The sequence below is a fragment of the Microbispora sp. NPDC046973 genome (genome assembly GCF_040644495.1).
Classification (GTDB): domain Bacteria; phylum Actinomycetota; class Actinomycetes; order Streptosporangiales; family Streptosporangiaceae; genus Microbispora.
In genome coordinates this window covers 1-13982 of the sequence record NZ_JBEYWQ010000058.1, presented here as the reverse complement: position 1 = coordinate 13982, position 13982 = coordinate 1, and the positions used below count along the sequence as shown (strand labels likewise).

At 69.7% G+C, this 13982-nt stretch carries 14 protein-coding genes; 8 read left to right on the top strand and 6 right to left on the bottom strand.

The annotated features are described in order from the left end of the window. Positions 1-123 precede the first annotated feature (123 nt). Positions 124-864, bottom strand: a complete 741-nt coding sequence (locus tag ABZ860_RS41955; RefSeq protein WP_357232137.1) for a FadR/GntR family transcriptional regulator — start codon at positions 862-864, stop codon at positions 124-126. 213 nt (positions 865-1077) lie between these two features. Next, entirely contained in the window at positions 1078-2070 is a 993-nt protein-coding gene (locus ABZ860_RS41950) for a sugar kinase (protein WP_357232134.1), read from the bottom strand. A gap of 124 nt (positions 2071-2194) precedes the next feature. Here ABZ860_RS41950 and ABZ860_RS41945 point away from each other — a divergent pair, with 124 nt between their 5' ends. Further along, positions 2195-4189: a right-handed parallel beta-helix repeat-containing protein gene (locus ABZ860_RS41945; protein ID WP_357232132.1), complete on the top strand. Its 1995-nt coding sequence runs from the start codon at positions 2195-2197 to the stop codon at positions 4187-4189. 65 nt (positions 4190-4254) lie between these two features. Here the strand turns inward: ABZ860_RS41945 and ABZ860_RS41940 are convergent, their stop codons facing one another. Then, on the bottom strand, positions 4255-5031 hold the full coding sequence (locus ABZ860_RS41940) for an SDR family oxidoreductase (RefSeq protein WP_357232129.1): 777 nt from the start codon (positions 5029-5031) through the stop codon (positions 4255-4257). Next, on the bottom strand, positions 5028-6056 hold the full coding sequence (locus ABZ860_RS41935; protein ID WP_357232126.1) for an alcohol dehydrogenase catalytic domain-containing protein: 1029 nt from the start codon (positions 6054-6056) through the stop codon (positions 5028-5030). The genes ABZ860_RS41940 and ABZ860_RS41935 overlap by 4 nt, the downstream gene beginning before the upstream one ends. Positions 6057-6210: 154 nt before the next feature. On the opposite strand from ABZ860_RS41935, the gene ABZ860_RS41930 reads away from it, so the two are divergent. The 7 genes from ABZ860_RS41930 to ABZ860_RS41900 are packed head-to-tail and all read left to right on the top strand — an operon-like array spanning position 6211 to position 12810. Then, complete coding sequence (locus ABZ860_RS41930) at positions 6211-7539, top strand: ABC transporter substrate-binding protein (protein ID WP_357232123.1); 1329 nt, start codon at positions 6211-6213, stop codon at positions 7537-7539. A 1-nt stretch (position 7540) separates the two neighbouring features. Then, positions 7541-8473, top strand: coding sequence for a sugar ABC transporter permease (locus tag ABZ860_RS41925; protein ID WP_357232120.1), 933 nt, complete (start codon positions 7541-7543; stop codon positions 8471-8473). Positions 8474-8477: 4 nt separating this feature from the next. After that, entirely contained in the window at positions 8478-9389 is a 912-nt protein-coding gene (locus tag ABZ860_RS41920; RefSeq protein WP_357232117.1) for a carbohydrate ABC transporter permease, read from the top strand. Between the two features lie 28 nt (positions 9390-9417). Beyond that, positions 9418-10605 carry a mandelate racemase/muconate lactonizing enzyme family protein gene (locus ABZ860_RS41915; protein WP_357232114.1) on the top strand — a complete coding sequence of 396 codons (1188 nt, stop codon included), beginning with the start codon at positions 9418-9420 and terminating at the stop codon, positions 10603-10605. Next, entirely contained in the window at positions 10602-10985 is a 384-nt protein-coding gene (locus ABZ860_RS41910; RefSeq protein ID WP_357232111.1) for an L-rhamnose mutarotase, read from the top strand. Before ABZ860_RS41915 ends, ABZ860_RS41910 begins: the two co-directional genes overlap by 4 nt. Positions 10986-10990: 5 nt before the next feature. Beyond that, complete coding sequence (locus tag ABZ860_RS41905) at positions 10991-11812, top strand: amidohydrolase family protein (protein ID WP_357232108.1); 822 nt, start codon at positions 10991-10993, stop codon at positions 11810-11812. Further along, a complete protein-coding gene (locus ABZ860_RS41900; protein ID WP_357232105.1) occupies positions 11809-12810 on the top strand; it encodes an aldo/keto reductase in 1002 nt (333 codons plus the stop codon). Before ABZ860_RS41905 ends, ABZ860_RS41900 begins: the two co-directional genes overlap by 4 nt. 76 nt (positions 12811-12886) lie before the next feature. Here ABZ860_RS41900 and ABZ860_RS41895 read toward each other — a convergent pair whose 3' ends face one another. Together ABZ860_RS41895 and ABZ860_RS41890 are read right to left on the bottom strand one after the other, a co-directional pair. Further along, positions 12887-13681 carry a FadR/GntR family transcriptional regulator gene (locus tag ABZ860_RS41895; RefSeq protein WP_357232102.1) on the bottom strand — a complete coding sequence of 265 codons (795 nt, stop codon included), beginning with the start codon at positions 13679-13681 and terminating at the stop codon, positions 12887-12889. Positions 13682-13827: 146 nt separating this feature from the next. Continuing rightward, positions 13828-13982, bottom strand: a 155-nt coding sequence (locus ABZ860_RS41890; RefSeq protein WP_357232158.1) for an RICIN domain-containing protein, incomplete at its 5' end; no start/stop codon positions are given.

Sequence of the window (13982 nt, the reverse complement as noted above, 5' to 3'; positions counted from 1 at the left end):
GTGCGGGCATCGGCAGGGAGCACGGAGTGCGGGCATCGGCAGGGAGCACGGAGTGCGGGCATCGGCAGGGAGCACGGAGTGCGGGCATCGGCAGGGAGCACGGAGTGCGGGCATCGGCAGGGCTCAGCCGGAGGGGGAGAACAGGCGCTGCTGGATCTCTCTGCGGTAGTCGTCGAGTGTGTTGTCGATGTGGGTGGCGGCGGCGTGGGCGGCTGCTTCGGGGTCGCCGGCGCGGATGGCTTGGTAGATGGCGTCGTGTTCTTCGACGGCTTTGGCGGCGTGGCCGCCGACCGAGCCGTGCATTCCGATGAGGCTGGATTGTGCCTGCAGGCGGCGGGCTTCGCGTACGGCGATCTGGAGGAACATGTTGTGTGAGGCGGTGGCGATGGCGGTGTGGAAGGTGTCGTCGCCGTGGTTGAACAGGTCTTCGCGTCCGGTTTCGAATCCGTGGCGGCACACGGTGGCGGCTTCTTCGATGGCGCGCAGTTCCGCGGGGGTGGCGCGGCGGGCGGCAAGGCGGCTGGTCTCGGTTTCCTGGGTGCGGCGGAACTCGAACAGCATGTAGATGTGGTCGAGGTCGGTGGGCAGGAAGACGGAGGCCATCCGTCCGGTGCCGAGCATTCCCTCGTCGTCGGCGACGTACAGGCCCCGGCCTTTTTGGGCGCGTACGCGGCCGAGCGCGGACAGGATCTTCACGGCTTCGCGGACGACGGTGCGGCTGGTGCCCAGCTGCCGGGCCAGGTCGTTCTCGGTCGGCATGCGGTCGCCCGGTCGCAGGCCCAGCCGGGCGATGAGCTCCAGCACCTGCTCGGCCGCCACCTCATAGCCCGGCCGGTATCCGCCCTCACGCTGGGTGTCGGTCACCGTGCCTCCTCCTCGCCGTTCCCTGCAAGAGTATGACGACTGATCGAGACGGCACTTTGCCAGGGGTCCGACGGCGTGCGATCAGTACGACACATCTGAACGGTTCAGGCGAGACGGACGGCATGAGTGAGCGTGGCGGCGGGCGTCGCCGCGCAGGTCAGTGAGGTATCCGGCCGGCCAGGACGACCGGAATCAACCCGAGCGTGAGCCGGTTCACCGGCGGACCTCCCGCCCGGCGCCCCGGGCGAGCTCCAGCACCTCCTCGGCGCTGAAGCGGCACTGGTCTCCCTGCACGCTCATCGCCAGGGAGGCCATCGCCGTCCCCCGGCGCAGCGCATCCTCGGGGGAACCGTCGAGCACGCCCCACAGCACGCCTGCCGCGAAGGCGTCCCCGGCGCCGATCCGATCGACTGCGACGGTGGGCAGTGCGGGGGCGGCGAAGGACTCGCCGTCCCACCGTGCGACGGCGCCGCCGGCCCCGGCCGTCACCACGACGCGGCCGACTCCCAACCTCTTCGCCAGATCGTCCGCCAGCGCCGGGGGATCGCCGGCCAGGCCGAAGAGATCGCGCGCGTCCTCGGCCCGGCAGATCAGTACGTCGATGTCGGATGCCACCTCGGCGGTGAACGAGGCGGCCTTCTCCGGCGAGGACAGCGCCGCTCGATAGTTGACGTCGTAGACGACCAGAGCGCCACGCCTGCGCCCCTCCCGCGCCGTACGCAGCACGAGCGCGTCCGACCCCGGCGCCAGAGCGGCGGTGATGCCGGTCAGGTGGATGATCCGCGCCTCGCAGACGGCGGCCCAGTCGAGATGGTCGGCGTGGAGCGAGCCGAACGCGGTGCCGGCCCGGTCGTAGAGGACGCTCGTCGGGCGCGGCGGGGAGCCGATCTCGGCGAAGTAGAGTCCGAGGCGCTCGCCGGCCGTCCACCGCACGGTGTCGAGGACGACGCCGGCGCTCGTTAGTGAGTCCGCGACCCGGCGCCCGAGGACCGTGTCGGGCAGCGCCGACGTCCAGCGAGCGGACACGCCGACCGATGCCAGGGCGACGGCGACGTTCGCCTCGGCGCCGCCGACGTGCACCCGCAACTGGCCGCAGTCGCGCAGCCGCTCGCCCGTCGGGGGCGACAGCCGCAGCATGGCCTCACCCAGCGTGGAGACCTCGACGCGACGGCTGCTCGCAGGGCCTTCGCTCCGTTGCTCACTCATGCCCGGAAAAATCACCCCTCTTGACTGACGCCCGTTGCGCCGCTTTCATCATACCTATTATGTGTTACGTCACATGCACCAAGGGAGCCAGAGACAAGTGAGACAAGGCCATTTGGCATCCCTCGTGGGAAGCATCACCCTCGTGGCCACCGGGGTCGTCGTGGCCGGCGCCACCCCGGCGCTCGCCGTGCCGCCGCATCCCGGCCGGACCACGATCGTCGTCTCGCCGGACGGCGACGATCACAACCAGGGCACGCCGGGCAAGCCGCTGCGCACGCTGCCGGCGGCGCAGGCGATGGCGCGCGCGTCGGCGCGCGCGGGCAGCGCCGTGACGGTCGAGCTGCGGGACGGGACCTATCGGCTCGACAAGCCGCTGCGTTTCACCGCGGAGGACTCGGGCACCAGCGCAAAGCCGGTGACCTGGACCGCCGCGAAGGGGGCACACCCGGTCATCTCGGGCGGCGGGGCCGTGACCGGCTGGACGTCGTACGACGCCGGAAAGAACATCTTCGTCGCCTCGGTGCCCAAGGGGCAGGACAGCCGCCAGCTCTACAAGAACGACGCGGCGGTGCCGCGCGCGGCGATCAAGATCGCTCGCAGCGATGTGACGATCACCGAATCCGGCATGGAGATCAAGAATCCCGCGCTGAACTACCTCGCGACGCTGCCGGACCAGAGCCGCATCGAGGTCGAGAGCCAGGGCTCCTTCACCGATCGGTACGCCCCGGTGAAGAGCATCAGCGGCACGACGATCACCATGCAGCAGCCCGCGTGGCAGAACAACAACTGGGGCTACGACACCCTGGCACGGCCGTTCGCGGGTGGTCAGCTGCTGCTCGAGAACTCCTACGCGTTCCTGCAGGAGGGGCAGTGGTACCTCGACCCCTCCGCCGGCAAGCTGTACTACCGCGCCGCCGCCGGTGAGGACCCGAACGGCGCGTCGTTCGTGCTGCCCTCCCTCGAGTCGCTCGTGCAGATCGCGGGGAGCTACGCCGAACCGGTGCACGATCTGACCTTCTCGGGCATCCAGTTCTCGCACTCGACCTGGCTGTCCCCCGGCTCGTCGATCGGCTACGCCGACCAGCAGAACGGCGCCTTCATCGCGAAGACCGTCCCGCAGCCGGCCGACTACCTCACCAGCTGCCAGTCGGGCTGCAAACTGTTCGAGGGCGCGCGCAACGGCTGGCACCAGATGCCGGCGGCGGTCCAGGTGGCCGCGGCCACCCGCGTGAAGTTCACGGACGACACCTTCGCCCACCTCGGGCAGGTGGGCCTCGGCATCGGCCTGGACGCCAACGCCAACGGAGCCGGGATCGGGCTCGGGGTCACCGAGACGACGGTCCACCACAACCTGTTCACCGACCTCGGTGGCGCGGGGGTCGTCGTGGGCGGAGTGCAGCCGGACGCCCACCACCCGAGCAACCCGGCGATGACCCTGCGCGACATCACGATCGACAACAACTTCGTGACCGACGTCGCGAAGGACTACAAGGAGATGTCGGGCATCCTGTCCACCTACGTGGACCACGCCGTGATCACTCACAACGAGGTCTCGAACCTCGCCTACGACGGGATCGACACCGGCTGGGGCTGGGGCGCCAACGACGTGGGCGGCAGCCAGGACTACAAGAACCGGGGCCTGTACGACTTCCAGCCGATCTACACCACGCCGACGACGCTCAGGAACACCGAGGTGACCGGCAACCTGATCCACGGTGTGAAGAAGGTCTTCCACGACGGCGGGAGCCTGTACAACCTGTCGGCCAACCCCGGCGCCGTGTTCAGCGGCAACTACATCTACGACACCAGGCGCACGGTGGGTCTCTACCTGGACGAGGGCTCGCGCTACGTGACGATGAAGAACAACGTGGTCCAGGACTGCGGAGTGTGGGTGTTCACGAACTCCTACGGGACGATCAACAACACCAGCGACAACGTGCTGCAGCACAACTGGTACAACTCCGGCGTCACCCAGACGCCGAACACCACCGAGCACAACAACCAGCTGATCGACAACGTCCAGGTGTCGGGCACGGCCTGGCCCGAGGACGCCCAGCGGGTGATCGAGCAGGCCGGCATCGAGCCGCACCTGCGGACCTTCCCGGGGGTCTCGCAGTAGCCGCCGGACGACGATGAGGCGGGGAAGCCGGACGGCTTCCCCGCCTCTCACGTCGTGGCCACGCGCTATCTCGCCAGCCACCCGCCGTCCACCGGGATGACCGCACCGCAGACGTAGTCGGACGCCGCCGAGCTGAGGAAGACCGTGGCTCCCGCGATGTCGTCGCCGCGGCCCCAGCGTCCGGCCGGAATCCGCTCCAGGATCGACCGCGACCGCTCGGGGTCGTCGCGGAGCGCCGCCGTGTTGTCGGTCGCGATGTAGCCGGGCGCGATGGCGTTGACGTTCACGCCCCGCCCGGCCCACTCGTTGGCGAGAGCGCGGGTGAGACCCGCGATCCCCGACTTCGCGGCGGTGTAGCCGGGCACGTTGATCCCGCCCTGGAAGCTCAGCATGCTCGCGGTGAACACGATCTTGCCGCTGCCGCGCTCCAGCATCGGACGTGCGACCAGCTGCGTGAGGGCGAACTGGCTCGACAGGTCGATCTCGATCACCCGATCCCACCACGAGAGCGGATGCTCCGCCGCGGGGGCCCGTTCGATCGTGCCCGCGTTGTTGATGAGGATGTCGGGGGCCCGTTCCGCGAGTTCGGCGCCCAGCGCCAGGACGGCGTCGCGATCCGCGAAGTCGACCGCCCGGCTCTCGAAGGATCGGCCGAGCCCGCGGATCGACTCCGCGATCTCGTCGTCGGCCCGCGACTGAGCGCTCACACCGATGATGTCCGCACCGGCGGCGGCGAGTGCCTCCGCCATGGCGCGGCCGATGCCCCGGCGGGCGCCGGTGACGACGGCGAGACGGCCGTGGAGGTCGAACAGGCCACCGTGTCTGTTGATCCGCTCGCTCATGCCCGGGCCTCCCCTGCGACGTCCACCAGGATCTTCATGGCCCGGCCCGCCGAGAGGTCGTCGAACGCGGAGGCGATCTCCTCGATCGGGACGACGCCGGAGATGAGGGCCTCCGCGGGGATCAGCCCCCTGCCGAGCAGGTCGACGGCGCGCTCGAAGTCCGACCGCTGGTACACCCGGGCGCCCAGCAGCCGGAGCTCGCGCCAGAACACGCGCTGCAGGTCCAGCTCGCGAGGGGCGGAGTGGATGGCCACCACGACGATCGTCCCGCGCACCTTCGCCAGCGCGGTGGCGGAGCGGGCCGCGGCCGCGGCTCCCGACACCTCGAACACCACATCGGCGCCGACGCCGTCCGTCCAGCGCTCGACCTCGGCGGCCATGTCGGCGGAGGAGGGATCGATCACCTCGATGCCGAGCTCGGCGACGCGGCTCCTGCGCGAGGCGTCGACCTCCGCGACCATGACGTGGGCGCCCGCGTTCCGCGCCACGACGGCGATGAGCACCCCGATGGGGCCGCCCCCGAGCACGACGGCGTGGTCGCCGACCTGGAGGCCGGAGCGCCGCACGTCGTGTACCGCGACGGCGACGGGCTCGACCAGCGCCGCCGTACGAAGGTCGAGGCCGGGGGGGAGCGGCACGGCGATCGAGGCCGGGACGTTCCACCGTTGCTGCAGACCTCCGGGGGAGTCGATGCCGACGAAGACGAGGTTCTGGCAGATGTGCTGGTGACCGGCGAGGCAGGCGGAGCAGGTGCCGTCCCACACCAGCGGCATGACGGTCAGGGGGTCGCCGACCTTCCAGCCCTCCACGCCCGCGCCGATCGCCGCCACCGTGCCCGACGTCTCATGGCCGAACACGAGCGGCGTCCGCACCCTGGCGTCCATGTCGCCGTGCACGATGTGCAGGTCGGTTCCGCACAGCCCGCAGTAGGCGACGGCGACCTGGATCTCGCCGGGACCGGGCGGCGCGACGTCCACGGGCACGGTCGCGAGGCGTCCCCCGCCCATGTATGCAGCACCCTTCATCGGGTGTCCTCACTCTCTGCGGTGGTTGAGACCGCTTGCACACGTCATACGTATGCTCTATTTTCATCACACCGCGCGAGTCGTCAATGTGGGGGACAGGGACAAAGGACACCAAATGGTACTTAACAGGCATGTCGGATGTACCGAGCGGCGGATGCGCTTGATGGGCGGGGTGGGTGCTCTCGCCATCGCCCTCACGCTGGCCGGCTGCGGCGGCAATGGCGGTTCTTCCGTCGGCTCCTACGGCTTTCCGCAGGTGACGCAGGACGACAAGGCCGCGATCACGGTGTGGGTGGACGCCGACCGGTCAGGCGCGGCCGACGCCTTCAAGAAGGCCAACCCCGACGTGAAGGTCAACGTCGTCACGTATGACGGCTCCGCGAACGGCTCGAACTCGTTCCGGACGAAGGTGCAGCTGTTCGACCGGGCGGGCAGCGGCTGGCCCGATGTGGTGTTCTCGACGCAGAACAACGACGCGGCGTGGGCGAGCCAGAAGAGCAACGGCAAGCAGGCGTTCGCGGCCGTGCTCAACAGCGGGCTCGTTCCGAAGAGCACGCTCGACGGCTTCACGCAGGGTTCGCTGGCGCCGTGCACGGTCGAAGGCAAGGTCTACTGCCTCCGCAACGACCTGGCGCAGGTGGCGCTCTGGTACAACAAGGACCTGCTCGACAAGTTCGGCTACAGCCTCCCCACCACCTGGGAGGAGTACCAGGCGCTCGGCGAGAAGGTGGCCAAGGAGCACGCCGGCTACATCGTCGGCGCCGTCGGAGACTCCTTCGCCCCGGAGATCTACTTCTGGGGCAGCAAGTGCCAGGCGAACGGCATCACCGGTCCCACGTCGGTCACGGTCAACACCGAGAGCACGGAGTGCAAGCGCGTCGCGTCGATGCTCGACGTTCTGATCAAGAACGGCACCGTCCCCAACCTGAGCGTCTTCACTCCGGAGTTCGTGAAGAAGTACACCGGCAAGGTGCTCCTGATGCCGGGCCCGGCCTGGTACGCCGGCGCCATCTTCAACAACCCGCAGTCGCTCAACGTCCCCGCGGGCCAGCTCGGCGTCGCGGCACCGCTGGCCTGGCAGGGCGACAGCCCCGCGACGGGCAACGTCGGGGGCGGCACCTGGTTCGTCAGCAGCCACTCGAAGAACCTCAAGGCGGCTGAGAAGTTCGTCGAGTTCGTCACAACGGCCGACGACTACCAGGTGAACCTGGCTCCCGGATACCCGGCCTACGCGTCGGCCGCCGAGAAGTGGGTCAAGAAGCAGGAGTCGAGCGGCTACTACGCCACCGACCTCCAGGCGCTGATCAAGGCCGGGTCGCAGATCTGGACCGGGTGGGGCTCCGGGGTCTTCAGCCAGGAGGCGATCTGGGCCAAGACGATCACCCCTGCGATCGCCGGCGGCAAGAACCTGGTCGATCTCCTTCCCGAGTGGGGGACCGCGATCAGGAACCAGGCCCAGGTCAACGGCTACACGGTCAAGTGACATGACGGTTACGGATGAGGCCGCCCGGTCTGCGGTGATCCCGCCCGGGCGGCCGGCCGGCCGGAGCGACGGTGGCGAGCGGAGCGCGATGAGCTACGCCTTCATCGCTCTCTACGCGGTGCTGACGGTCGCGTTCGGCATCCTTCCGGCCCTCTACTCCCTCTACCTCGCGTTCACCGACGGCGACGGCGGCTTCGCGGGCGTCGCAAACTTCACCAAGGTCATGAGCGACTTCCGCTTCCTGCCCGCCGTCGGGCACGTCGCGCTCTACCTGGTGATCTGGCTGGTGGCCCTGGTGGTACTGGTCTCCTTCCTGGCCATCGTGGTCCACGCGGTCCGCGTGCGCTGGCTCAGCCGGACGCTCCGGTTCGTCTTCTACCTGCCGGGCGCCCTCGCGGGCGCGTCGAGCGTGCTGCTGTGGCTGTTCGTGCTCGACCCGACCGCCAGCCCGGTCGGCGGCCTGCTGCGTCTGATGGGTTTCTCCAGTTTCGTGCAGGTCATCGTGCCGGCGAACCTGCCCCCGGTCTTCGCCGTCATCGCGTTCTGGACCGGCGCGGGCGGCTGGATCGTCATCATGTACGGCGCGCTCAACAACATCAGCGCCGACGTGATCGAGGCCGCGCGCATCGACGGCGCCGGCACGGTGCAGATCGCCTGGCACATCCAGCTGCCGATGCTGCGCAAGTGGATCTCGTACATGGGCATCATGTCGCTCGCCGCAGGCACGCAGCTGTTCGTCGAGCCGCAACTGCTCTCGCAGGCGAGCAACGCGATCGTGCCCAACGACTACTCGCTGAACCAGCTCGCGTACCAGTACGCGTTCCAGCAGAACGATTTCAACGGAGCGGCGGCCATCTCCCTGCTGCTGCTCGTCGTCGCCCTCGCGCTGTCGGCCGTCTTCGTGACGCGCGGCGGCCTGTTCGAGAGGGGCTGAGCTCATGACGACAGTGGACGCCGGCCGCGCAGTGGCGCGACGGAAAAGCGTCAGCGGCTGGAGCGGCCGGACGATCGTCGCGGTCGTGGTCGCGATCTTCGTGCTGTTCTTCGTCATCCCGATCGTCTGGCTGCTGCTGGCGACGACGAAGTCGGCGCACGGGCTCATCGTCGACAACCCGTTCCTGCCCGGGAGCATCGGCAACCTGGCCGCCAACTGGGACCAGTTGTTCGGCTTCCAGGACGGCGCGGTCACCGCGTGGGTGGGCAACTCGGCGCTGTACGCCCTGGGGGCGCTCGTCATCACGCTCATCGCGAGCATTCCGGCGGGGTACGCGATGGCCCTGACGGAGTTCCGGCTGCGGCGGCCACTCCTGGTGCTGACGCTGATCGTCATGCTGATCCCGAACACCGCGCTGGTCCTGCCGATCTTCCTCGAGCTGAACGTGGTGGGCCTGATCGGCAGCCCGCTCTCGGTGATCCTCCCGATGTCGTTCTTCCCGTTCGGGGTGTACCTCACGTACATCTACTTCTCGACCAGCGTCCCGCGCGACCTGCTCGCGGCGGCGCGCCTCGACGGATGCAGCGAGCTTCAGGTGTTCACCCGGGTCGCGCTGCCGCTGGCGGCGCCGATCGTCGCGCTGGTGGCGTTCTTCAGCTTCGTGCAGAGCTGGAACAACTTCTTCCTGCCCTTCGTGATGCTGCCCTCGAGCGAGGGGTATCCGGTCCAGGTCGGCCTGACCTCCCTGCTCGCCTCGACCCCGGCGTTCAACCCGAGCTCTGCCGGCACCCTGTCCGTGCAGCTGCCCACACTCGCGCTCGCGACCGTCATCTCGGTGCTGCCGGTGCTGATCGTCTTCCTTTTCGCACAGCGCTTCCTGGTCGCGGGCATGACGGCCGGGGGCACCAAGGAGTGAGTCGAATTCCTGTCACAAAGGAGCAATCGTGAAGGTCACCGGCTATCGCAGCCTGACCACCGCACACGACTGGGGCCGGCTGATCGGCGACGCCAACGGCGTCATGCCCGAGCCGCGCACGGATGTGCACGTGCTGATCCTCGAGACCGACAGCGGCGTCGAGGGTGTCGGGCTCGGAGCGCACGGCGACATCGACCGAGTCTTCGGCGCCGTCGAGGGCGAGGACCCGCGGGCCGTCTCCGCGCTCTACGACCGGATGATCGACCGGGTCTTCAAGACGGGCCACTCCGGCGCGACGTTCGGCGCGATCGGTGCGATCGACATGGCGCTCTGGGACCTCAAGGCGAAGGCCGCCGGCGAGCCGCTCTGGCGCACTCTCGGCGGACGTGACCGGTTCGTTCCGGGCTACGCCTCCGGACTGGACATCGCGCTCGACGACGACGCCCTCGTACGCCTCTACGAGCGCTTCGCGGACCGGGGCTTCAGCGCCGCCAAGCTCAAGGGCGGCCGGAGTCTCGAGCACGATCTGCGCCGGCTGAAGGCGTTGCGGGAGGTCCTCGGGCGCAACTCGGCCGACCCCGCCCTGATGTTCGACGCCAACGAGTCGTGGAACCGGTCGCAGGCCGTGCGCTACATCGCGGCCCTGGAGCGGTCGGTGGACCTCACCTGGGTCGAGGAGCCCGTGCGGAGATGGGACGCGGCCGGGCTCGCCGCGGTCCGGCGGGGCATCCGCGCCGGCGTGGCGACCGGAGAGAACCTCACCGGCCTCGATCAGTATCGGCCGCTCCTGGACGCCGACGCCGTCGACATCGTCCAGGTGGGCAACGTGTGGGGCATCACGCACTTCCTGCGGGTGGCCGCGGTGGCGCACAGCCGGGACCTGCCCGTGAGCCCGGTGGCCTACCACACCAACCCGGTCGCGCACGCCGCCACGGCGGTGCCCAACCACCTGGCCTTCGAGGTCCAGGACCTGTCGGCGCCCATCGGACTCCAGGTCGACCAGGAGTTCGAGGACGGCGGGATCGTCCTCGGCGACGAGCCTGGCCTGGGCATCCGGGTGGACGAGGACCACATCAACGCCGTGCGAGCCGCCGACCCACCGGCCGCGATCGCGGGGCCGCACGTCCGCCCCCACCGGGCGGGCCTGCGCCTCGTCCCGGATTCCCACTGGGACGACCGCATCGGCGCGCCCGCGGGAGAGCGGGTGGGGTCATGAGCGAGCGGAGCGAGCGGAGGGAGCGAATGGACGAGTACACCGAGCGGCGCCGCGTCGAGCGTCACGCCCTCGTCGTCGGCCTCCGGCCCGAGCGCAGGGAGGAGTACCTCGAACTGCATCGCAACGTCTGGCCGCAGGTCGAGCAGACCCTGCGCGACGCCAACGTCACGAACTACTCGATCTTCATCGTCGGCGACACCCTGTTCGCCTATTACGAGTATGTCGGCGAGGACCACGCGGCCGACATGGCCCGGATCGCCGAGGACCCGGTGACGCGCGAGTGGTGGACGCACACCGACCCCTGCCAGGTGCGCATCGTCGAAGAAAGAGATCCCGGAGCGCTGTGGCAGCCGCTCGACGAGATCTGGCACCTGTCGTGACCGGCGTGATCGACGCACACGTCCATCTCTGGAACCGGGCCACCGACCCCCAGCCGTGGATCGACCCCACGACGATGGCGGCCATCGATCGCGACTTCACGCCCGGCGACCTCGAGCGGATGCTCGACTCGGCGGGCGTGGACGCCGCGGTCGTCGTGCAGGCGAGCAACAGCGCCGCCGAGACGCGGCGGCTGCTGGCGCACCCGAGCCCGCGCATCGCCGGTGTGGTCGGCTGGACCGACCTCACCGCCGACGTGGCGGCGCAACTCGACGGGCTCGACCCCGCGGCGCGCCGGAGGCTGGTGGGAATCCGTCACCTGGTCCACATCGACCCCGACCCCGACTGGCTCGCGCGGCCCGACGTGGGAAGGGCGCTCGACCAGCTGGGCGCGCGCGACCTCGGCTTCGACCTGGTCGTGCGATGGTGGCAGCTGCCGCTGGCCGCGACCGTCGTGGCCGCGCACCCCGGTGTCCGCTTCGTGGTGGACCACCTCGGCGGGATCGCCGAGTCGGACGACGAGGCCGGCTGGGAGGCCGGCCTGCGCGAGGTCGCCGGCCGGCCGAACACCTTCGCGAAGATCTCCGGGCTGGCCGGACTCGTGAACGGCGGCGACGGAGCCCGCCTCCGCCGCGTGGTCGACGTGGCGCTCGACGCGTTCGGCCCGGAGCGGCTCATGTACGGGTCCGACTGGCCGCTGGCCGAGCTCGGGGCCGGTGCGGTCGCGTGGCGGCGCGCGGTGGACGAGCTCATCGGCGAGCTGAGCCCGGCGGAGCGGCAGTCGATCATGTCCGGCGCCGCGTCGGTGCTCTACGGGCTGGGCGGATGACGGCCTCGATCGCGGATCTGCTGAACCGAGGCCGGTCGGGGCGCGGTGTCATCGGCCTCGGCGGATCACCGCTCGGCAACTTCGCCCGGTCGGTGAGTGACGACGAGGCCGCCCGGACGGTGCGCCGGGCGTGGGATCGCGGTATCCGCTACTTCGACACGGCGCCGCACTATGGTCTCGGGCTCTCCGAACGCCGCATCGGAGCCGAGTTGCGCCGCCGCCCTCGCGACGAGTTCGTGCTGTCCACCAAGGTCGGTCGCCTGATCGTGCCCAACCCCCGGCCTCGGGAATGGGACGACGACGGGTTCGCCGTTCCCGGCGACCTCACGCGGCGATGGGACTTCTCGGCGACGGGTGTCGAACGCTCGCTGCGGGAGAGCCTGACGCGTCTCGGACTCGAGTCGGTCGACATCCTCTACCTGCACGATCCCGACCAGGCGTGGAAGAACGCGGCCCGGGAGGGGCTCGCGTCGCTGGCGCGGCTGAAGGCCGCCGGCGTCGTGAAGGCCATCGGCATCGGGACCAACTCCACCGCCGGGCTCGCCGCGATCATCGAGGAGGGGCTCGTCGATGTGATCATGCTGGCCAACCGCTATTCGCTGCTCGACCACGGCGCACTCGACTCGGTGCTCACGCCGGCCTGTCGCTTCGGTGTCGCCGTGGTCGCCGTCGGCGTCTTCGCCACCGGCCTGCTCTCCACCGCCCGGCCCGCACCCGGCTCGACGTACGAGTACCGTGCCCCCGGCGCCGACGTGCTCGGGCGCGCGGAGCGCATCGCGTCGGTCTGCGCAGATCACGGCGTCGAGCTGCCCGCCGCCGCGCTGGCCTTTCCGCTGCTGCACCCCGCGGTCTCCGCGATCGCCGTCGGCATGCGCTCACCGCGAGAGGTGGACGAGAACCTCCGGCGGTTCGAGACCGACATCCCCGAGGGGCTCTGGCACGACCTGATCGCCGAAGGGCTGATCCCGGCCGGGGCCGTGCCGACGCGCGAGCCTTGATGCCTCAGGGAGCATCCCGCGGGTGGCGGGTGAGGCATCCCCCCGCCACGGTGGCGCCGGCCGTGGCGGGGCCCTCTCAGGCGCCGGCTTCCTGGCCCATCGCTCCGTGTACGCGGGGGCGACGCCTGGCCCATGAGCCCACTATGTGGACGCGCATCGCGGCCGCGGCGCCCTGGGAATCGCCCTGGAGGATCATCGACTCGATCTGCCGGTGCTCGGCGAGCGACTGGAGGAGTTCCTCCCTGTTCGGGTCGCCGTTGTACTGACTCGACAGCCGTGCCTTGGCGTGAATGCCATGAATGATCGCATGACCGAGGCGATTGCCGGAGGCAAGCATGATCATTTCGTGGAAGGCGACGTCCTCCCTGCCGTAGCGCTCCGGGTCGTGCAGGGTGTCCGCGAGGACGTTCGCCTGCCTCTTCAGCGCCTCGGCCTGAGCCGGTGTGATCACGCGCGCGCACTGCGCCGCCATGTCGCATTCGAGCGCCACCCGGACGTTGACGAGGTCGTCGAGGATGGACAGGTCGCTGTCGTGCCGGATCTGCGCCTCGAGGACGAGGGGGTCCAGCAGGTTCCAGCCGATGGGCTCCAGGACCCGGGTCCCTCGGCCCGGAGTGGCCTTGACCAGCCCCTTCGCCTCCAGCAGCTTGATCGACTCGCGCACCACCGTACGGGAGACGCCGAACTCCTGGCACAACTCGGGCTCGGTCGGGAGCACGCTGTCCACGGGGTAGGCCCCCGACACGATACGGTCGACGAGATACGTGACCACGGTGTCGCCCAGGCGGCGGGGCCGTCGGTGTGCGGGCGGCTCCAGGGGGCCGCGGGAGGCGCTCGCGGTCAGACCGGGTTGAGAGAACGCGGCAGTCACTGGGCCTCCAGGAGGATCATCACAGGTGAGAGTATAACTCCTCTGCTCATATGTAATTCATATGATGAATTTGAGTGCCGCTGACAAAGGGAGAGCCGGCCCGCCGCATGGCGGACCGGCTCAGGAGTTCCGACGTCAGATCTGCGTCAGACGCGGGTCCACTTCTGGTTGTTCTGGCCGTTGCACGTCCAGATCAGCACCTTGGTGCCGTTGGCGGTGCCGCCGCCGTTGACGTCCAGGCACTTGTTCGCGCCGACGGCGGTGATGCTTCCGTCGGAGTTCAGGCGCCACTTCTGGTTGT